This is a genomic window from Mesorhizobium sp. WSM4849 (genome assembly GCF_055811385.1).
In genome coordinates this window covers 109,955-125,739 of sequence record NZ_JBVVPW010000014.1, presented here as the reverse complement: position 1 = coordinate 125,739, position 15,785 = coordinate 109,955, and the positions used below count along the sequence as shown (strand labels likewise).

Sequence of the window (15,785 nt, the reverse complement as noted above, 5' to 3'; positions counted from 1 at the left end):
TTACGCCCGCGGATGGGCCGCTTCGTAGACTTCGAGCAGCCTCGCGGTGTCGACGCCGGTGTAGATCTGCGTCGTCGACAGGCTGGCGTGGCCCAACAATTCCTGGATGGTGCGCAGGTCGCCGCCGCGTCCAAGCAGATGCGTGGCGAAGGAATGGCGCAAGGCGTGCGGCGTGGCGGTGTCGGGCAGATTGAGCGCCGAGCGCAGCTTGGCCATGTCGCGCTGGACGATGGCCGGGTTGAGCGGGCCGCCGCGGGCGCCGCGAAACAGCAGGCCCTTCGGATCGAGATGATAGGGGCAGAGCCGGCGATATTCGGCGATCGCCCGCAGCGCCACCGGCAGCACCGGCACAAGCCGCGTCTTGCCGCCCTTGCCGGTGACGCGCAGCACCTTATCGCCGGCGGCCGACAGATCGGCGCCAGGCAGACCGAGCGCCTCGGAAATGCGCAGACCCGAGCCGTAAAGCAACGTCAGCACGGCCGCGTTGCGGGCAGCGATCCACGGTTCCTCGGCCAGCTGGCCTTCCACCGAAACGACGTGTTTCGCATCGCTTGCCGTCAGCGGCTTGGGCAGCGACTTCGGCTGCCGTGGCGCGCGCAGTGCCGCAGCACCCGCCGCATTGACAAGGCCGCGCCGCTCCAGAAAACGCAGCAGCGAGCGGATGCCGGCGAGCCCGCGTCCGAGCGTGCGGGCGCCGGCGCCTCCGGCGCGGCGGGCGGCGAGAAAGCCGCGCAGATCGGCCGGGCGCAGATCGGCGATATCCGAAATGCCGGGCGAACCGCCGCAATGGCCTGTCAGAAAGTGCAGGAACTGGCGCGTGTCTCGCTCATAGGCTTCCACGGTTTCCGGCGACAGCCGGCGTTCGCGCGCCAGCATCTTCAGCCAGCTTTCGCGGGCCGCCAGAAGGTCTGGCTTGGCCGGGATGAGGAATTCCTGCATTGCGCTCTTCCGATATGCCGTTCTTCCATTCTGGGCCATCTTCCGGCAGCCGGGTTAGGAAGCGGTGAAGAGCTGCGTCATTGAAATGACAAGAGCGTGGAGCTAGAGCAAGGCAAAGGATTGTTCCACCGATGACCAAACCGCAAAACCCCGTCCAGATGGCCGTGATCGGCGCCGCTCACGGCATCAAGGGCGAATTGCGCGTGAAAACCTTCACCGGCGATCCGCTGGCGCTGGCCGACTACGGGCCGCTCTATGCCAGGGACGGCCGCGCCTTCCAGATCGTCGACATCAGGCCGGCCAACACCGTCGTCGTGGTGCGCTTCAAGGGCATCAGCGACCGCAACGCCGCCGAGGCGCTTGCCGGCACGGAACTGTTCGTCGATCGCTCGATGTTGCCGGACGACGGCGAAGAGGACGAATTCTATCATGCCGATCTCGTCGGGCTGGCAGTCCGGGACGATACCGGTGCTGACATCGGCAAGGTCGTTGCCGTGCATAATTTCGGCGGCGGCGACATTCTCGACGTGACGCTTGGCGAGCGCAAAGGCGTGCTGATTCCGTTCACGCAGGCTGCCGTGCCTGACGTGTCAATCAAAGAGGGCTTCGTCCGCATCGATCCGGCGGCGGCGGGCTTGATCGATGACGAAGACGGCGATGCTCCCGGCAACGATGGTTTCGACCCGAAGGGCAGGCCGCGCGGGCCGAAGGACGCCGGGGGCAACCGGTGAGTTTTTCCGCCTCGGTGCTGACGCTCTATCCCGAAATGTTTCCCGGCGTGCTCGGCCTGTCGCTGGCCGGCCGGGCGCTGGAGGCCGGCACGTGGTCGCTGGAAGCAATCCAGATCCGCGATTTCGCCAGAGATCGCCATCGCACCGTCGACGACACGCCGGCCGGCGGCGGCGCCGGCATGGTGATGCGCGCCGATGTTCTGGCCAGCGCCATCGACCACGCCTCGCCGGTGGGAGATCCGCGCCCGCGTCTGCTGATGAGCCCGCGCGGCAAGCCGCTGACGCAGGCCCGCGTGCGCGAACTGGCCGCCGGGCCTGGCGCGGTGATCGTCTGCGGCCGCTTCGAGGGCGTCGACCAGCGGGTTATCGAGGCGCGGGGACTGGAGGAGGTCTCGGTCGGTGACTTCATCCTGTCCGGTGGCGAGCCGGCGGCGCTGGTGCTGCTCGACGCCGTGGTGCGGCTGTTGCCCGGCGTGATGGGCAACGCGGTGTCGGGCGATGAAGAGAGTTTTGAAAACGGCCTGCTCGAACATCCGCACTACACGCGGCCGCAGGAATTCGAGGGCCGGCAAATCCCCGAGGTTCTCACCTCGGGCAATCACAGGAAGATCGCCGCTTGGCGGCGCGCCGAGTCGGAAAAATTGACGAAGGAGCGGCGGCCGGACCTGTTAGCTGCTCACCCCCTGGTGAAATAGTAAAAGGCCAGGAACACGCCGACCCCGACGACGAAGCCGCGCACGGCAATTTGCGGCACGCGCTTGGCGATCCAGACGCCGGCATAGCCGCCCAGCGCGCCGCCCGGTATCATGACGATCGCCTGCGGCCAGGCGATGACGTCGCCGGAGACGAAGACCAGGATGGCTACTGCCGCAATGACCACGGCCAACATGTTCTTCAGCGCGTTCAGGCGGTGATAGTCGCCAGCCTGGGTGAGGCCGAGCGTCGCCAGCATCATGACGCCCATGCCGGCGCCGAAGAAGCCGCCATAGACGGCGGTGGCGAATTGCGCCAGGGAACCGACCAGCGAACCCACCACGGGCTCATGTCCCGGCATGGGCGCCGGCTTCAGCCACGGCCCGGCGGCGAACAGCGCGGTCGCCGCCAGCAGCAGCCAAGGCACCAGGACGCGGAACGACGGATTGTCGAGCGCCAGAAGGATGAGTGCACCGGTCAGTGCACCGAAAGCCGAGATAAGGCCGAGCAGCAATGCCGTGCGCCAGAAATGCTTGATGTCGGACCAGTAGGCGAGCGTCGAGGTGATGTAGCCGGGAAACTGTGTCAGCGACGAGGTGGCGTTGGCGACGATCGGCGGCAAGCCGACCAGCGACATGGCGCCGAAGGTTATGAACGTCCCGCCGCCGGCTATGGCGTTGACGGCGCCTGAGAGAAAGCCCGCGAAAAAGAGCAGGGCCGCATCGAGAACTGGCATGGAGGGATATTGCCGCCGGAGGAAAGTCACGTTTTACCCGGCTTAAAAAGCTTGGGCCTTCGACGCAACCCCTGCGCTGAAAGATTGCAATGTCGGCCAACTACCAAAAAAGACACGGCGAAGGCGTGACAAAGCGTCGAAATAGCTGTATGTGCGCGCCGAACCGGAAGAACAATCTGCCGGACCCGTCAACAATGACGGTGTAGTCGCCCCTGCCCGATGTTCTCGAACCCAGACGGTCTCGAACAAAGGGCATAGCCGAGCGGTCAATGCAACTGCAAGGCGAGCGCCGGACGCTCTGACTGTCGGAAGAACAAGAAGTGGATTTGTAGAGATGGATATCCTCCGTCAGCTCGAGGCCGAACAGGCCGCCAAGATCGAAGCCAAGCGCAAGCTTCCCGAATTCCAGCCCGGCGACACCGTGCGCGTCCAGGTCCGCGTGACCGAAGGCACCCGCACCCGCGTCCAGGCTTATGAGGGCGTCGTCATCGCCCGCGCCGGCGCCGGCTTCCAGGAGAATTTCACCGTTCGCAAGATTTCCTACGGCGAAGGCGTGGAGCGCGTGTTCCCGGTCTTTTCGCCGATGGTCGAAGGCGTCGAGATCGTGCGCCGCGGCAAGGTGCGCCGCGCCAAGCTTTACTACCTGCGCGATCGTCGCGGCAAGTCGGCCCGCATTTCGGAAAACACCGGCGTGCGCGCCCGCAAGCTGAACGATGAGGAGCGCGATGCGCTGAACGCCGAGAAGGCCCGCATCGAGGCCGAGAAGGTGGCCGCCGCCCAGGCGCTGGCCGCCGAGAAGGCGGCGCAGGACGCCGCCGAGAAGAAGGCCGCCGACGAGGCCGCCAAGGCCGAGGAAGCCGCTCCCGCCGAATAGGGCGTCTTCAACAACCATATTTCGGAAAGGCGGCTTCGGCCGCCTTTTTTGTTCCCGAGAAGAAGACCTCACGGGCTTCGATTTGCCGAACCGTATTGACCCGCGCTAGGCACGGATCGTTCCCGCAAATCGCTCGGTGGAAGCATGGGAATTCATTTTCGCGCAAAGCGGCGCATCAAGCCGGCTTGCAAGGCGCTTGCGGAAAGCTAAAGTCGGCGCCGGATTTTCCTGCAAGCCTCGACCATGTCGAGGCGGTTCAAGTTTTCGGGGTGTACCATGACCAAATCGAAACTGCTGTTGGCCGGCCTGTTGGCTCTGATACTTGCGCCCGTCGGCGCCCTGGCGCAGTCGCATCCCGATCTCGGCGGCAAGAAAGTGGTGGTGGTGACGGAGAACGCCTATCCGCCATTGCAGTTCATCGACGCCAAGACCGGCAAGCAGATCGGCTGGGAATATGACGCGATGAACGAGATCGCCAAGCGGCTCAATTTCCAGGTCGAGTACCAGAACACCTCTTGGGACGCGATGATCCAAGCGGTTTCCGACAACCAGTACAACATCGGCATGACCGGTATCACCATCAAGGACGACCGCAAGCAGAAGGTCGATTTCTCCGACCCCTACATGCGCTCGGAACAGTTCATGCTGGTGCGTGGCGATGAGAAGCGCTTCACCGACGCCAAGACATTTGGCGCCTTCAAGGATGGGCTGATCGGCGCGCAGGCCGGCACCACCCCCTTCTACACCGCCGTCTACAGCGTGCTCGACGGCAATGAGCAGAACCCGCGCATCAAACTGTTCGAGACGTTCGGTGCGACGGTGCAGGCGTTGAAGACCGGTGACGTCGACGTCGTGCTGACCGACGGCACTGCCGGCAAGGGCTATGTCGAGGCGTCCAATGGCGGGCTGAAGCTGATCGGCGGTCCGCTCGGCACCGAGGATTTCGGCTTTATTTTCCCGAAAGGCTCGGATCTGGTGAAACCGGTCAATGCAGCGATCGCCGCACTGAAGGCCGACGGCACGCTCGACGCGCTCAACAAGAAATGGTTCCTCGACTACAAGATGGGGCAGTGAGCCGGTTTGGCGCACTTGCTGCGTGAGGGCCGTGCGCTGAATATCGCACGGACGGAGTTTCTTCCCACCCCCCTCTGTCCTGCCGGACATCTCCCCCTCAAGGGGGGAGATCGGCTTTCGCATCGGCTTTCGCCAATTTTCAGCGTTGCAGAATGGGCGGCGACGTCAAGGCTGCCAATCTCCCCCCTAGAGGGGGAGATGGCCGGCAGGCCAGAGGGGGGCCACTTGGCTCGACGTTGTTTCGTCGGCGCGCCTTGATGGCAACCCCCGCATCCTCCGCCTCCAAAACCGACTTCCCGTGGTGGCTTGCCGTGGCGGCGGCGCTCGCCGTGGCCGCTGCCATCTTCATTGCGGCAAGCGACCTCTACGCCCAGGTTTTCGCGACCGTTGCCACGGGCATCGGCATCACCGTCTTCGTCACAATGGTCGCCTTCGCGCTGGCCTCGGCAATCGGGCTCGGCATTGCGCTGATGGGGCTGTCGGGGTCGCGCTGGCTGCGCCAGATTGCTCGCTTCTATGTCGAGATCATCCGCGGCGTGCCGATGCTGGTGCTGTTGTTCTGGATCGCCTTTGCCGGCGCGCCGGCCTTCGTCGCGGCGTGGAACGCGCTGACCGCGCCGTTGCAAAATGCGGGTCTCTTCGGAGAACTGCTGGTGCGCGACGTGTCGTTGCTGTGGCGCGCCATCATGGCGCTGACCATCGGCTACTCGGCCTTTATCTCGGAGGTCTTCCGCGCCGGCATCCAGGCGGTCGAGAAGGGCCAGATCGAGGCGGGGAAGGCGCTGGGGCTGACGCGCACGCAGCGTTTCCGGCTGATCGTCTTTCCGCAGGCGATCCGCACCATCCTGCCGCCACTCGGCAATGATTTCGTCGCCATGGTCAAGGATTCCTCGCTGGTCTCGGTGCTCGGCGTCGCCGACATTACCCAGATGGGCAAGATCTACGCCGCCGGCTCGTTCCGCTTCTTCGAGACCTATTCGATCGTCGCCTATATCTATCTTATCCTGACGGTCGGCCTGTCGCTGGCCTTGCGGGCGCTGGAGAAGCGGCTGCGCCGCCAGCATGAGCAATAACCGGCAGGCGAAGGCGGCGCTACGATTGCAGCCAATACGTTTTGGAGGGTCAGTTCCATGAACATCGACAAAGCCAATGCGGCCTTGGAGTCCGTCTATACGGCCGACACGCCGGAAGCGCTGGCGCAAGCATATGCCGCATGGGCTGCGACCTATGACAGCGAAACCGCCTCGCTCGGTTATCTCCTGCCGTTCCTGATCGCCGCCTGGGTGGCGCGCCATGTGCCATCAGGCGAGGGGCCGCTGCTCGACGCTGGCTGCGGCACCGGCCTGTCGGGACCATCGCTCAAAGCGCTCGGCTATCAGGACATCGCCGGGCTCGACCTGTCGGATGAAATGCTTGACATCGCCGGCAGCCGCCAAGCCTACAGCGAGCTGAAACAGGCGATGCTTGGCGGTCCGCTGCCTTGGCCGGACGGGTATTTCCGCGCCTTCTTCTCGACCGGCGTGTTCACCATCAGCCACGCGCCGGCGTCCGGCCTGCATGAATTGGTGCGGATCACCAAGAAGGGCGGCCATGCCATCTTCACCGTTCGCGACCAGGTGTTCGAGAGCGGCGGCTTTCGTGACGTCTTTGCCGAACTGGAGCAGGACAAAAAATGGCGGCCGGTCGAGGAAAGCCCGTGGTTCCGCTGCTATGCGATCGCCGAGCCCGAGGCGCTGGTGAAGACCTTCGTGTTCGAGGTGGTTTGAGAGGCGCCTTCTTCCTTCTCCCCTTGTGGGAGAATGTGGCCGAGCCCACGGGTCTTGCCTCCGGCAAGCCCGAGGACAGGCTCCGCTCGGTCGGATGAGGGGTGTTCCAGCTTGGCACCAATCGCGCTCCGGCCAGCACCCCTCTTCCGTCTCGGCGCTGCGCGCCGATCCACCTTCTCCCACAAGGGGAGAAGGCAGAGCCGCGCCAGGCAGCCGCGATTGCCGAAAAGCCAAAAGATTGATATGAGCCACGCCATGGAACAGCTTTCTGGCGATCCGGCTTACAAGGGCTTCGTGCTGCAGGACAGAAAACGCCTGCCGTCGCGATTCTCGGCGCGCGTTTGCGGCGCTCTGACCAGCCGACTTCGTTAGGCCGTGTTCGCCGGCTAGCCGGCGCTTGTCCTTTCCCATTTTTTATATCGACGGATTTACGCACATGAGCGCACCGCGCACCCTCTACGACAAGATATTCGACGACCACGTCGTCGACCGCCAGGACGACGGCACCTGCCTGCTCTACATCGACCGTCATCTCGTCCATGAAGTGACCAGCCCGCAAGCCTTCGAAGGCCTGCGCATGACCGGCAGAAAGGTCCGGCATCCGGAAAAGACGCTGGCCGTGGTTGACCACAATGTGTCGACCTCGCCGGAGCGCAAGTTCGGCATCAAGAACGAGGAAAGCCGCATCCAGGTCGAGGCGCTGGCCAAGAACGCCAAGGATTTTGGTGTCGAATATTATTCCGAAAAGGATATCCGCCAGGGCATCGTCCACATCATCGGTCCGGAGCAGGGCTTTACGCTGCCCGGCATGACCATCGTCTGCGGCGACAGCCACACCTCGACGCATGGCGCTTTCGGCGCATTGGCGCATGGCATCGGCACCTCGGAAGTCGAGCATGTGCTGGCCACGCAGACGCTGATCCAGCGCAAGGCCAAGAACATGCTGGTGCGCGTCGACGGCGTACTGCCGGAAGGCGTCACCGCCAAGGACATCATTTTGGCGATCATCGGCGAGATCGGCACTGCCGGCGGCACCGGCTATGTCATCGAATATGCCGGCGAAGCGATCCGCGCGCTGTCCATGGAAGGCCGCATGACCATCTGCAACATGTCGATCGAGGGCGGCGCCCGTGCCGGCCTGATCGCGCCTGACGAGACGACCTTCGCCTATGTCAAGGACAAGCCGCGGGCCCCCAAGGGCGAGGCGTGGGATGCCGCGCTCGCCTACTGGAAGACGCTGCAGTCCGACGAGGGCGCGCATTTCGACAAGGTGGTCGTGCTCGACGCGGCGAAATTGCCGCCGATCGTCTCCTGGGGCTCCTCGCCCGAGGACGTCGTTTCGGTCCAGGGCATCGTGCCAAACCCCGACGATATCGCCGATGAGAACAAGCGCACCTCCAAGCAGCGCGCGCTCGACTATATGGGGCTGACGCCGGGTACCAGGATCACCGATATCGCGCTCGACCGCGTCTTCATCGGCTCCTGCACCAACGGCCGCATCGAGGATCTGCGCGCCGTCGCCAAGGTGGTCGAGGGCAAGAAAGTCAGCCCGCATGTCGATGCGATGATCGTGCCGGGCTCCGGCCTGGTCAAGGAGCAGGCGGAGACCGAAGGTCTCGACAAGATCTTTGTCGCCGCCGGCTTCGACTGGCGCGAGCCGGGCTGCTCGATGTGCCTTGCCATGAACGACGACCGCCTGAAGCCGCATGAGCGCTGCGCCTCGACCTCGAACCGCAATTTCGAGGGCCGTCAGGGCTTCAAGGGCCGCACCCATCTGGTGTCGCCGGCGATGGCGGCGGCGGCGGCGATCGCCGGCCATTTCGTCGACATCCGTGAGTGGAAATAGTTCAGGGCTGCCACAGTCCGTATGTGAGTGCATGCCAGGCCCGAGCCGCAACGCGATTCGGGCCCTTTCTTTCAGCCGGGGCGCCTAACGAACTCGTGGAATTGCTCTCGGCGGCCGGGTTGATCCTTTGCCACCACGAGCGCCAGCTGGCGTTCGTCGAAAAGCTTGAACCATTCGTCCCATTCGACCAGTTCGTAGCCGCCGGCGTTGGCCGGGCGTTCGGCCTGGTCCTGGTCCTGATAGGCATGCTGGCCGAAAACCAGCCTCAGCATGGCTTGCGTGCCTGTTTCGGGCGAAACATCGACGATTGCCGGAAATCCGGCACGTGACGCGGCCCATGAGCGAATTGCCTCGTGATCGGTCAGCATGATCGTATCGGCCATGAAAGCGTCTCCATCGATTGCTGCTGGAAAACGCCGGCCGCGGTCTCAAGTTCCGTGTAGCAGCTTCATGGGTGACCTCGCGCATATTCGATCCCGCTTAACCGCTTGTTTGGGCTTCCGCTCTAAGGTCTTCCCTGACGCAAGCGTGGGGGCACGGTCCTTTGGACACCGGTCTGCTGGTAGGGTTGCTCAACCCGACGATCGCGCTTGCGCTCGGCGCGGTGTTTCTCGTGCTGTGGTTCTATCAGCGTCACCGCCCATATCTGGCCGTGCTGGCCGCCAGCTACTGGCTTTCGGCGACCGGTTTCCTGTTGCAGCATTTCACCCTGCCCATCGGCATGGCGCCAACCAAGCTGATCTCCAACCTCTGCTTCACCATCGCCGCCTGTGGTCTCGCCGGCGCGATCGTGACACGTTATGGACGGCGCGTGCCCTTTGCTGCGATCGGCGTTCTGGCGAGCGGCGGCCTGGCCGCTTTTTGCTGGTTCATGTTCATCCAGCCGGACCTCACCTGGCGAATCCTGGTGATGAATTTCGCTTTCGGCGGCCTCAGCCTGGTTGTCGCCGCCGAACTGCGCGTGGTGCGCGACAAGGGCCCGACGGAAATGATCCTGTTCGTGCTGTCGCTGCTTTCCGGGCTGAACTTCTTCGTGCGCACCCTCGTTATCGTCATCGCGCATGGACCTTACCAAAGCTATGACGGGTTCTATGCCTCGTCCTACTGGACGACGGCGCTGCTGTCGCATGCGCTGCTGTCGCTGCTCATCGCGCTTTGCCTGTTTTGCGCGGCTGCACTCGACGTGATGAAGGTGCTGAAGGCCGAAGCGTATACCGACCCGTTGTCGGGCCTGCTCAACCGCCGCGGCTTCGAGGAGCGCGCCACGCTTCTCCTGCGGCACTGCGCCACCGCCAAACTGCCGGTCGCTCTGGTGCTCGCCGACCTCGATCATTTCAAGGCGCTCAACGATCTGCACGGTCATGCGGCGGGCGATCGCGTGATCGCCGACTTCGCCGCCAAGCTTCGATCGGCGGCCGGCATCAGCGGCGTCGCCGGCCGCATCGGTGGCGAGGAGTTCGCAGTGCTTTTGCCGCTGAGCGACCTTGGCGCGGCAAGGCTGTTTGCCGAAGCCATTCGTGCGCTCTATTCGGCGGGCAACGTCGACGGGCTCCCGTCCGGCACAAGAGTGACCGCGAGCTTCGGCGTGACGGCCCGCACCGGCGAGGAAGGGCTGGAGCCGCTGATGCGCCGCGCCGACGAGGCGCTTTACAAAGCCAAACGGAACGGCCGCGACAGCGTGCGGCTGTCCTATGAACGGTCGGAAACGCTGCTCGTTGTGGAACCGCTCAAAGCTGGCTGATCGCATCCGCACCCGGGCTCGCGTTAACGTCTTTTTCGCCCGTTCGTGATTTGCTGGCGCAGGGGGTGCGAAAAACCACATGGGCGGCGGCGCAGAGTTCATCCTTGCAATCAACCTGCTTGTCGCCGGCCTGCTGGCGGCTGCCTTCATGACCATCTCGTTCAACGATGCGGCGCGCGCGCCGGCGCGCTGGCTGGTTTTCGGTTATCTGCTCGGGATGGCCTATTTCGCCATCGAGTTCAGCATTCCAGTCTTCGACAATGCGCGACCCGCGGTCGTCGCGGGCTTCGCCGTTTTCCTGGGCGCCACCATCGCCTTCAATGGCGGGCTTGGCCATAAATACGGCGTGGCGCCGCCCTGGGCGCCGATGCTCGTCTTCCTGTTTGCGGCCACCGTGGCCGTGTATTTCGTGCAGGACCTGCCGCGCCAGTCGCTTGCCCGCATGATAGCCTACCAGTTTCCCTATGCGGCCATGCAGTTCGTCGGCGTCGCCATCGTCTGGTCGTCCAGGCAAAGACGCGACTGGCTCGACCGTGCGCTGATGGCCGTTCTGGCGGCCAGCGCCCTGCAATTCGTGAGCAAGCCGTTCATCGCCCATGCATTGGGCGGCTGGGGTGTCAATCCGCAGGCCTATCTGCAGAGCAACTACGCTCTGGTGTCGCAATCACTAGGCACTGTATTCGGCATGACAATCGCGCTTCTCATTCTGGTCATTCTGGTCCGTGACGTGCTCGCCGAGGCGACATCGAAGTCGGAGACGGACACGCTATCAAGGCTGCTCAACCGGGGCGGCTTCGAACGTCATGCCGAGCTCGCGATGCGTGACGCCGTGCGCAAGGGTATTCCGGTCGCCCTGGTCATCGCCGACCTCGATCATTTCAAGAGCATCAACGACAGTTTCGGCCACGCGTCCGGCGACCGGGTCATCGAGGCCTTTGCCGGCTTCCTGCGTGATGCGGCCGCCGATCACCACGTCGCCGGCCGCATCGGTGGTGAGGAATTCGCCATCATCCTGCCGGGAACCAACCTCGCCGCCGCGCGGCTCTTCGCCGAAGGCACGCGCAGCGCTTTCGGGGCCCTGCCGATAGACTGTCTGCCGGCGCACCATCGTTGCACCGCCAGCTTCGGCGTTGCCGAGCTTCACCCGGCCGAAGGGTTTTCCGACCTGCTGCAGCGCGCCGATGAAGCGCTCTATCAAGCGAAGGGCAGCGGACGCAATTGCGTGCGCATCTCGATAGGGTCGATCGCCTCCCGGCAGACGGCTGTCGCCAACGCCGGGCCGAAGATCAGCGGCAGGGGCTGAGCTCGGGCATCTCGCCATCGGAAAGGCCGTACATATAGCTGCGGCCCTTCACGAAAACCGGCGGCCTGTAGCAGTCGCGGCTGCTGATGTCATCCGGGTCGTCTTCATAGATGATTTTGGGCTGGCCGGCGCCGGTGTAGTCCGACAGCTCCTTGGCCAGGTTGCCGTCGCCAACGAGGATGCGCTTGTAACCGGCGGCGCTCTCGATGACGAGATTGCCGAAGGAATCGGCGTAGACGCGGTCGCGCGTCCCGGCGAGTGCCGGTGCTGCGAAGCCGATGGCCACCGCCACCAGGATGAGCGCCGGAAGGCGCGATCTGCCTGAATTCGAACGCATGGCGTCCCCCATTTGTCAGAGGCGAGTCTTGCTCGAATCACAAATTAACCTTTTCTTAACCTTTGTTAAGATGCCGGCCCCTGCCGGCAGCCAGATCTCGGCAAACATGGTTAATATCCGGCGCCTGCGCTGCGGCCATCATTCGGCCATGCTTGCCCGCACCATCGCGTGGCGCGGGTGATCTCGGCAAACCACCGCGGCTGGATTGACGCGTAGGGAGGCAGCATATGGCGTTAGGCCGGACGTTTCGGATAACGCCTGCGCTTTTCCCATTGCTGATCACTGCTGCCTGCGTGTCGCAGACCAATGCGCCGAATGCCGGAAATCCGCTCGCCGATTCGCCGCAGCCGCGCACCGCGACCTACACTTGCGCCGATGGCGCCAGGATCACCATCGAAAATCTCGGCACCTCGGTTCGCGTGCTTGGCCCGGATGGCGCCAGCGAGGACCTGCCGGCCTCACCAGCCAATCAAAATAGCCGCTTCGGCGAGGCGCATGACGCAATCGTGATCGACGGGCGCGACGCGCTGGTGATGAAGGGCGGGAAGACGCCGCTGACCTGCAAGCGCTAATCGGGTGCATTGATATTCAGGTGAGGCCGGCCTGCAACTGGCAGCCTCCTCCGCTTACCTACAGCGCCGTGCGCCCTCTTGGGCGCGCAAAGGACGCAGTAGAACTTTGATTTTGCGCATGACCGCGGGGTCATGCGCGGGCTCACGTACGGAAATGTACGCTCCGCTCCGGTTCTCGTAAGCTACCATTTTCGACTCGGCCTGACCTGAATCTCAACACACCCTGGACGCCCAAGCCGGGCAGATATGCCGCAGTGCAGCGAACATTGCGCCGGCTTTGGGTCGCGCCCTAATCGATTGAAGCGAAAACGGGCTATTCAGTCAGACTAAATTACGTTTTCGAAACGATTTTCCGGCTTTGACGCGGTGCAAAAAGAGCATTAGAAACCGGCTGTCCGAAGTCGCATCCGGAAGCGGTAACGCCGCATTTCCACCTGAGGCTCCAGAGACACCGAACTGGGGGAGCCATGAGCAAATCACCAGCCACCCGCGAATTTGCCAGACGTGAACGGCCGCTTTCGCCGCATCTGACCGTCTATCGACCGCCGATCACGATGACGATGTCGATCATCCATCGCATCACCGGTGGGGCGCTCTATTTCGGCACGCTGCTCGTCGCGCTGTGGCTGATGGCGGCGGCGAGCTCGCAATCCACCTTCGATGCCGTCAACTGGGCCTTCGGCTCGTGGCTGGGGCGGCTGGTGCTGTTCGGCTACACCTGGGCGCTGATGCACCACATGCTGGGCGGCGTGCGCCATCTTATCTGGGACACCGGGGCAGGTCTTGAAAAGGATACGGCCTCGAGGATCGCCTGGGCGACGCTGGCCGGCTCGATTGTACTGACGCTGCTGATCTGGATCGCCGGCTATATGGCGCGGGGAGCCTGATCGTGAGCCACCACAACACCGACATGCGCACGCCGCTGGCGAAAGTCCGCGGCCTCGGCTCCGCCCGCGAGGGCACGGAGCATTTCTGGCGCCAGCGCCTGACGGCGGTCGCCAACATCCCGCTGATCCTGTTTTTCGTCGGCTTCCTGATCGCGTTGAACGGCGCCGGCTATGCGGAAGTGCGCGCCGCACTTGCCAACCCGTTCGTGGCGCTGGTCCTGGCCCTGGTGCTGTTGTCCGGGCTCTATCATATGCGGCTCGGCATGCAGGCGATCATCGAGGACTATGTGCATGGCGAGGGCATGAGGCTGGCGCTGCTCGCGCTCAATACATTCTTTCCCGTAGTGGTCGGCGTCGCCTCGATCTTCGCCCTGCTCAAACTGGCATTTGGAGGCTGAGTTTTGGCCAAGGACGCGAAAAACGCCAACATGGCGTCCGCCTATACCTATGTCGACCACAAATTCGACGTGGTGGTGGTCGGCGCCGGCGGCGCCGGCCTGCGCGCCACGCTCGGCATGGCCGAACAGGGCCTGCGCACCGCCTGCATCACCAAGGTTTTCCCGACGCGGTCGCATACGGTGGCGGCGCAGGGCGGCATCGCCGCTTCGCTCGCTAATATGGGCCCCGACAACTGGCAGTGGCACTTCTTCGACACGGTCAAGGGTTCGGATTGGCTTGGTGACACCGACGCACAGGAATACATGGTGCGCGAGGCGCCGGCGGCGGTCTACGAGCTTGAGCATTACGGCGTTCCCTTCAGCCGCACGGAGGACGGGAAAATCTACCAGCGGCCGTTCGGCGGCATGATGATGAATTTCGGCGAGGGACCGCCGGTGCAGCGCACCTGTGCCGCCGCCGACCGTACCGGCCACGCCATGCTGCACACTCTCTACGGCCAATCGCTGAAGCACAATGCGCAGTTCTTCATCGAGTATTTCGCGCTCGACCTGATCATGGAGCCGGACGGCACCTGCACCGGCGTCGTCGCCTGGAACCTCGACGACGGCACCATCCACCGTTTTTCGGCAAAAATGGTGGTGCTGGCGACCGGCGGCTACGGCCGCGCCTATTTCTCGGCGACCTCGGCGCACACCTGCACCGGCGACGGCGGCGGCATGGCGGCACGTGCCGGGCTGGCGCTGCAGGATATGGAGTTCGTGCAGTTCCATCCGACCGGCATCTACGGCGCCGGCTGCCTGATCACCGAGGGCGCGCGCGGCGAGGGCGGCTATCTCGTCAATTCCGAAGGCGAGCGCTTCATGGAACGCTACGCGCCATCGGCCAAGGACCTTGCCTCGCGCGACGTGGTCTCGCGCTGCATGACGCTGGAGATCCGCGAAGGGCGCGGCGTCGGACCGAGGAAGGACCATATTTTTCTCCACCTCGACCACCTCGATCCGGCCGTTTTGCACGAGAGACTTCCGGGGATTTCGGAGTCAGCAAAAATCTTTGCCGGCGTCGACCTGACCAAAGAGCCGATCCCGGTACTGCCGACGGTCCACTACAATATGGGCGGCGTGCCGACCAATTACTGGGGCGAGGTGCTCAACCCCACTGCCTTGAACCCGGATCAGGTGTCGCCCGGGCTGATGGCGGTCGGCGAAGCCGGCTGCGCTTCCGTGCATGGCGCCAACCGGCTGGGCTCGAATTCGCTGATCGATCTGGTGGTGTTTGGCCGCGCGGCGGCGATCCGAGCCGGCAAGGTGATCGACCGCAACGCGGCGATCCCGTCGCCCAATGAGGCCTCGGTCGAGAAGACCATGGACCGCTTCGACCGGCTGCGTCATGCCAACGGCTCGACGCCGACCGCCGTGCTGCGGGAAAAAATGCAGAAGGCGATGCAGGACGATGCGGCGGTGTTCCGCACGCAGGAATCGCTGGAAAGCGGCTGCAAGCGCATTTCGCAGATCTGGGGCGAGCTCAAGGACGTAAAGGTGTTCGACCGCTCGATGATCTGGAACTCCGACCTGGTCGAGACGCTGGAGCTGGAAAATCTGATGGCCAACGCCATCACCACGGTCTACGGCGCCGAGGCGCGCAAGGAGAGCCGCGGCGCGCATGCGCGGGAAGATTTTTCGGCGCGCGACGATGCGAACTGGCGCAAGCACACGCTGGCCCGGCTCAGCGAGACCGGCGAGGTGTCGCTCAGCTACCGGCCGGTGCACACCGAGCCGCTGCTTAGGGAAGCAGACGGCGGCATCAACCCGGCCAAGATCGCTCCCAAGGCCAGGGTGTATTGACGATGGCCGCCGTGAACGGGACTTGGTCCGGGCTGAAGCTCGTCAT

17 protein-coding genes are annotated in these 15,785 nt (G+C 64.0%); 13 read left to right on the top strand and 4 right to left on the bottom strand.

What is annotated here, in order from left to right; translation table 11 throughout:
- Positions 1–939 carry a tyrosine recombinase XerC gene (locus AC0L3L_RS17910; protein ID WP_473638574.1) on the bottom strand — a complete coding sequence of 313 codons (939 nt, stop codon included), beginning with the start codon at positions 937–939 and terminating at the stop codon, positions 1–3.
- A 131-nt stretch (positions 940–1,070) separates the two neighbouring features.
- Here AC0L3L_RS17910 and rimM point away from each other — a divergent pair, with 131 nt between their 5' ends.
- Both rimM and trmD read left to right on the top strand, forming a co-directional pair.
- On the top strand, positions 1,071–1,670 hold the full coding sequence (rimM, locus tag AC0L3L_RS17905; RefSeq protein WP_473638573.1) for a ribosome maturation factor RimM: 600 nt from the start codon (positions 1,071–1,073) through the stop codon (positions 1,668–1,670).
- On the top strand, positions 1,667–2,365 hold the full coding sequence (trmD, locus tag AC0L3L_RS17900; protein WP_473638572.1) for a tRNA (guanosine(37)-N1)-methyltransferase TrmD: 699 nt from the start codon (positions 1,667–1,669) through the stop codon (positions 2,363–2,365). The genes rimM and trmD overlap by 4 nt, the downstream gene beginning before the upstream one ends.
- On the opposite strand, the gene AC0L3L_RS17895 is transcribed toward trmD, so the two are convergent.
- On the bottom strand, positions 2,347–3,099 hold the full coding sequence (locus tag AC0L3L_RS17895; protein ID WP_473638571.1) for a sulfite exporter TauE/SafE family protein: 753 nt from the start codon (positions 3,097–3,099) through the stop codon (positions 2,347–2,349). The genes trmD and AC0L3L_RS17895 overlap by 19 nt on opposite strands.
- A gap of 334 nt (positions 3,100–3,433) precedes the next feature.
- Between AC0L3L_RS17895 and rplS the strand changes: the two genes are divergently transcribed.
- From rplS to leuC, 5 genes are all read left to right on the top strand, one after another.
- Positions 3,434–3,973: a 50S ribosomal protein L19 gene (gene rplS, locus AC0L3L_RS17890; protein WP_473638570.1), complete on the top strand. Its 540-nt coding sequence runs from the start codon at positions 3,434–3,436 to the stop codon at positions 3,971–3,973.
- Between the two features lie 276 nt (positions 3,974–4,249).
- On the top strand, positions 4,250–5,047 hold the full coding sequence (locus AC0L3L_RS17885; RefSeq protein ID WP_473638569.1) for a transporter substrate-binding domain-containing protein: 798 nt from the start codon (positions 4,250–4,252) through the stop codon (positions 5,045–5,047).
- A gap of 257 nt (positions 5,048–5,304) precedes the next feature.
- Positions 5,305–6,120 (top strand): amino acid ABC transporter permease, encoded by an 816-nt coding sequence (locus AC0L3L_RS17880; protein WP_473638568.1) that lies wholly within the window; start codon positions 5,305–5,307, stop codon positions 6,118–6,120.
- A 57-nt stretch (positions 6,121–6,177) separates the two neighbouring features.
- Positions 6,178–6,813, top strand: coding sequence for a class I SAM-dependent DNA methyltransferase (locus AC0L3L_RS17875; protein ID WP_473638567.1), 636 nt, complete (start codon positions 6,178–6,180; stop codon positions 6,811–6,813).
- A gap of 436 nt (positions 6,814–7,249) precedes the next feature.
- A complete protein-coding gene (leuC, locus tag AC0L3L_RS17870; RefSeq protein ID WP_123148812.1) occupies positions 7,250–8,659 on the top strand; it encodes a 3-isopropylmalate dehydratase large subunit in 1,410 nt (469 codons plus the stop codon).
- Positions 8,660–8,730: 71 nt separating this feature from the next.
- On the opposite strand, the gene AC0L3L_RS17865 is transcribed toward leuC, so the two are convergent.
- On the bottom strand, positions 8,731–9,042 hold the full coding sequence (locus AC0L3L_RS17865; RefSeq protein WP_095495597.1) for a hypothetical protein: 312 nt from the start codon (positions 9,040–9,042) through the stop codon (positions 8,731–8,733).
- A gap of 161 nt (positions 9,043–9,203) precedes the next feature.
- Here AC0L3L_RS17865 and AC0L3L_RS17860 point away from each other — a divergent pair, with 161 nt between their 5' ends.
- A complete protein-coding gene (locus AC0L3L_RS17860; protein WP_473638566.1) occupies positions 9,204–10,400 on the top strand; it encodes a GGDEF domain-containing protein in 1,197 nt (398 codons plus the stop codon).
- A gap of 79 nt (positions 10,401–10,479) precedes the next feature.
- On the top strand, positions 10,480–11,703 hold the full coding sequence (locus AC0L3L_RS17855; protein ID WP_473638565.1) for a GGDEF domain-containing protein: 1,224 nt from the start codon (positions 10,480–10,482) through the stop codon (positions 11,701–11,703).
- Here AC0L3L_RS17855 and AC0L3L_RS17850 read toward each other — a convergent pair.
- Positions 11,687–12,040: a hypothetical protein gene (locus tag AC0L3L_RS17850; protein WP_123148944.1), complete on the bottom strand. Its 354-nt coding sequence runs from the start codon at positions 12,038–12,040 to the stop codon at positions 11,687–11,689. The genes AC0L3L_RS17855 and AC0L3L_RS17850 overlap by 17 nt on opposite strands.
- A gap of 227 nt (positions 12,041–12,267) precedes the next feature.
- Between AC0L3L_RS17850 and AC0L3L_RS17845 the strand changes: the two genes are divergently transcribed.
- The 4 genes from AC0L3L_RS17845 to sdhA all read left to right on the top strand — a co-directional run bounded on the left by AC0L3L_RS17845 (position 12,268) and on the right by sdhA (position 15,739).
- Entirely contained in the window at positions 12,268–12,612 is a 345-nt protein-coding gene (locus tag AC0L3L_RS17845) for a hypothetical protein (RefSeq protein WP_123148815.1), read from the top strand.
- Between the two features lie 467 nt (positions 12,613–13,079).
- A complete protein-coding gene (gene sdhC / locus AC0L3L_RS17840; RefSeq protein WP_473485920.1) occupies positions 13,080–13,499 on the top strand; it encodes a succinate dehydrogenase, cytochrome b556 subunit in 420 nt (139 codons plus the stop codon).
- A gap of 23 nt (positions 13,500–13,522) precedes the next feature.
- Positions 13,523–13,897 carry a succinate dehydrogenase, hydrophobic membrane anchor protein gene (gene sdhD / locus AC0L3L_RS17835; RefSeq protein WP_473486012.1) on the top strand — a complete coding sequence of 125 codons (375 nt, stop codon included), beginning with the start codon at positions 13,523–13,525 and terminating at the stop codon, positions 13,895–13,897.
- A gap of 3 nt (positions 13,898–13,900) precedes the next feature.
- Positions 13,901–15,739, top strand: a complete 1,839-nt coding sequence (gene sdhA, locus AC0L3L_RS17830) for a succinate dehydrogenase flavoprotein subunit (protein ID WP_473638564.1) — start codon at positions 13,901–13,903, stop codon at positions 15,737–15,739.
- The last annotated feature ends 46 nt before the right edge of the window (positions 15,740–15,785 follow it).

Bases quoted from the DNA above. Each gene is read 5' to 3' on its own strand.
- AC0L3L_RS17885 (WP_473638569.1), top strand. From the start codon at position 4,250: ATGACCAAATCGAAACTGCTGTTGGCCGGCCTGTTGGCTCTGATACTT.
- leuC (WP_123148812.1), top strand. From the start codon at position 7,250: ATGAGCGCACCGCGCACCCTCTACGACAAGATATTCGACGACCACGTC.
- AC0L3L_RS17895 (WP_473638571.1), bottom strand. From the start codon at position 3,099: ATGCCAGTTCTCGATGCGGCCCTGCTCTTTTTCGCGGGCTTTCTCTCA.
- AC0L3L_RS17850 (WP_123148944.1), bottom strand. From the start codon at position 12,040: ATGCGTTCGAATTCAGGCAGATCGCGCCTTCCGGCGCTCATCCTGGTG.
- AC0L3L_RS17845 (WP_123148815.1), top strand. From the start codon at position 12,268: ATGGCGTTAGGCCGGACGTTTCGGATAACGCCTGCGCTTTTCCCATTG.
- AC0L3L_RS17855 (WP_473638565.1), top strand. From the start codon at position 10,480: ATGGGCGGCGGCGCAGAGTTCATCCTTGCAATCAACCTGCTTGTCGCC.
- AC0L3L_RS17865 (WP_095495597.1), bottom strand. From the start codon at position 9,042: ATGGCCGATACGATCATGCTGACCGATCACGAGGCAATTCGCTCATGG.
- rplS (WP_473638570.1), top strand. From the start codon at position 3,434: ATGGATATCCTCCGTCAGCTCGAGGCCGAACAGGCCGCCAAGATCGAA.
- AC0L3L_RS17910 (WP_473638574.1), bottom strand. From the start codon at position 939: ATGCAGGAATTCCTCATCCCGGCCAAGCCAGACCTTCTGGCGGCCCGC.
- AC0L3L_RS17880 (WP_473638568.1), top strand. From the start codon at position 5,305: ATGGCAACCCCCGCATCCTCCGCCTCCAAAACCGACTTCCCGTGGTGG.
- sdhC (WP_473485920.1), top strand. From the start codon at position 13,080: ATGAGCAAATCACCAGCCACCCGCGAATTTGCCAGACGTGAACGGCCG.
- rimM (WP_473638573.1), top strand. From the start codon at position 1,071: ATGACCAAACCGCAAAACCCCGTCCAGATGGCCGTGATCGGCGCCGCT.
- sdhD (WP_473486012.1), top strand. From the start codon at position 13,523: ATGCGCACGCCGCTGGCGAAAGTCCGCGGCCTCGGCTCCGCCCGCGAG.
- AC0L3L_RS17875 (WP_473638567.1), top strand. From the start codon at position 6,178: ATGAACATCGACAAAGCCAATGCGGCCTTGGAGTCCGTCTATACGGCC.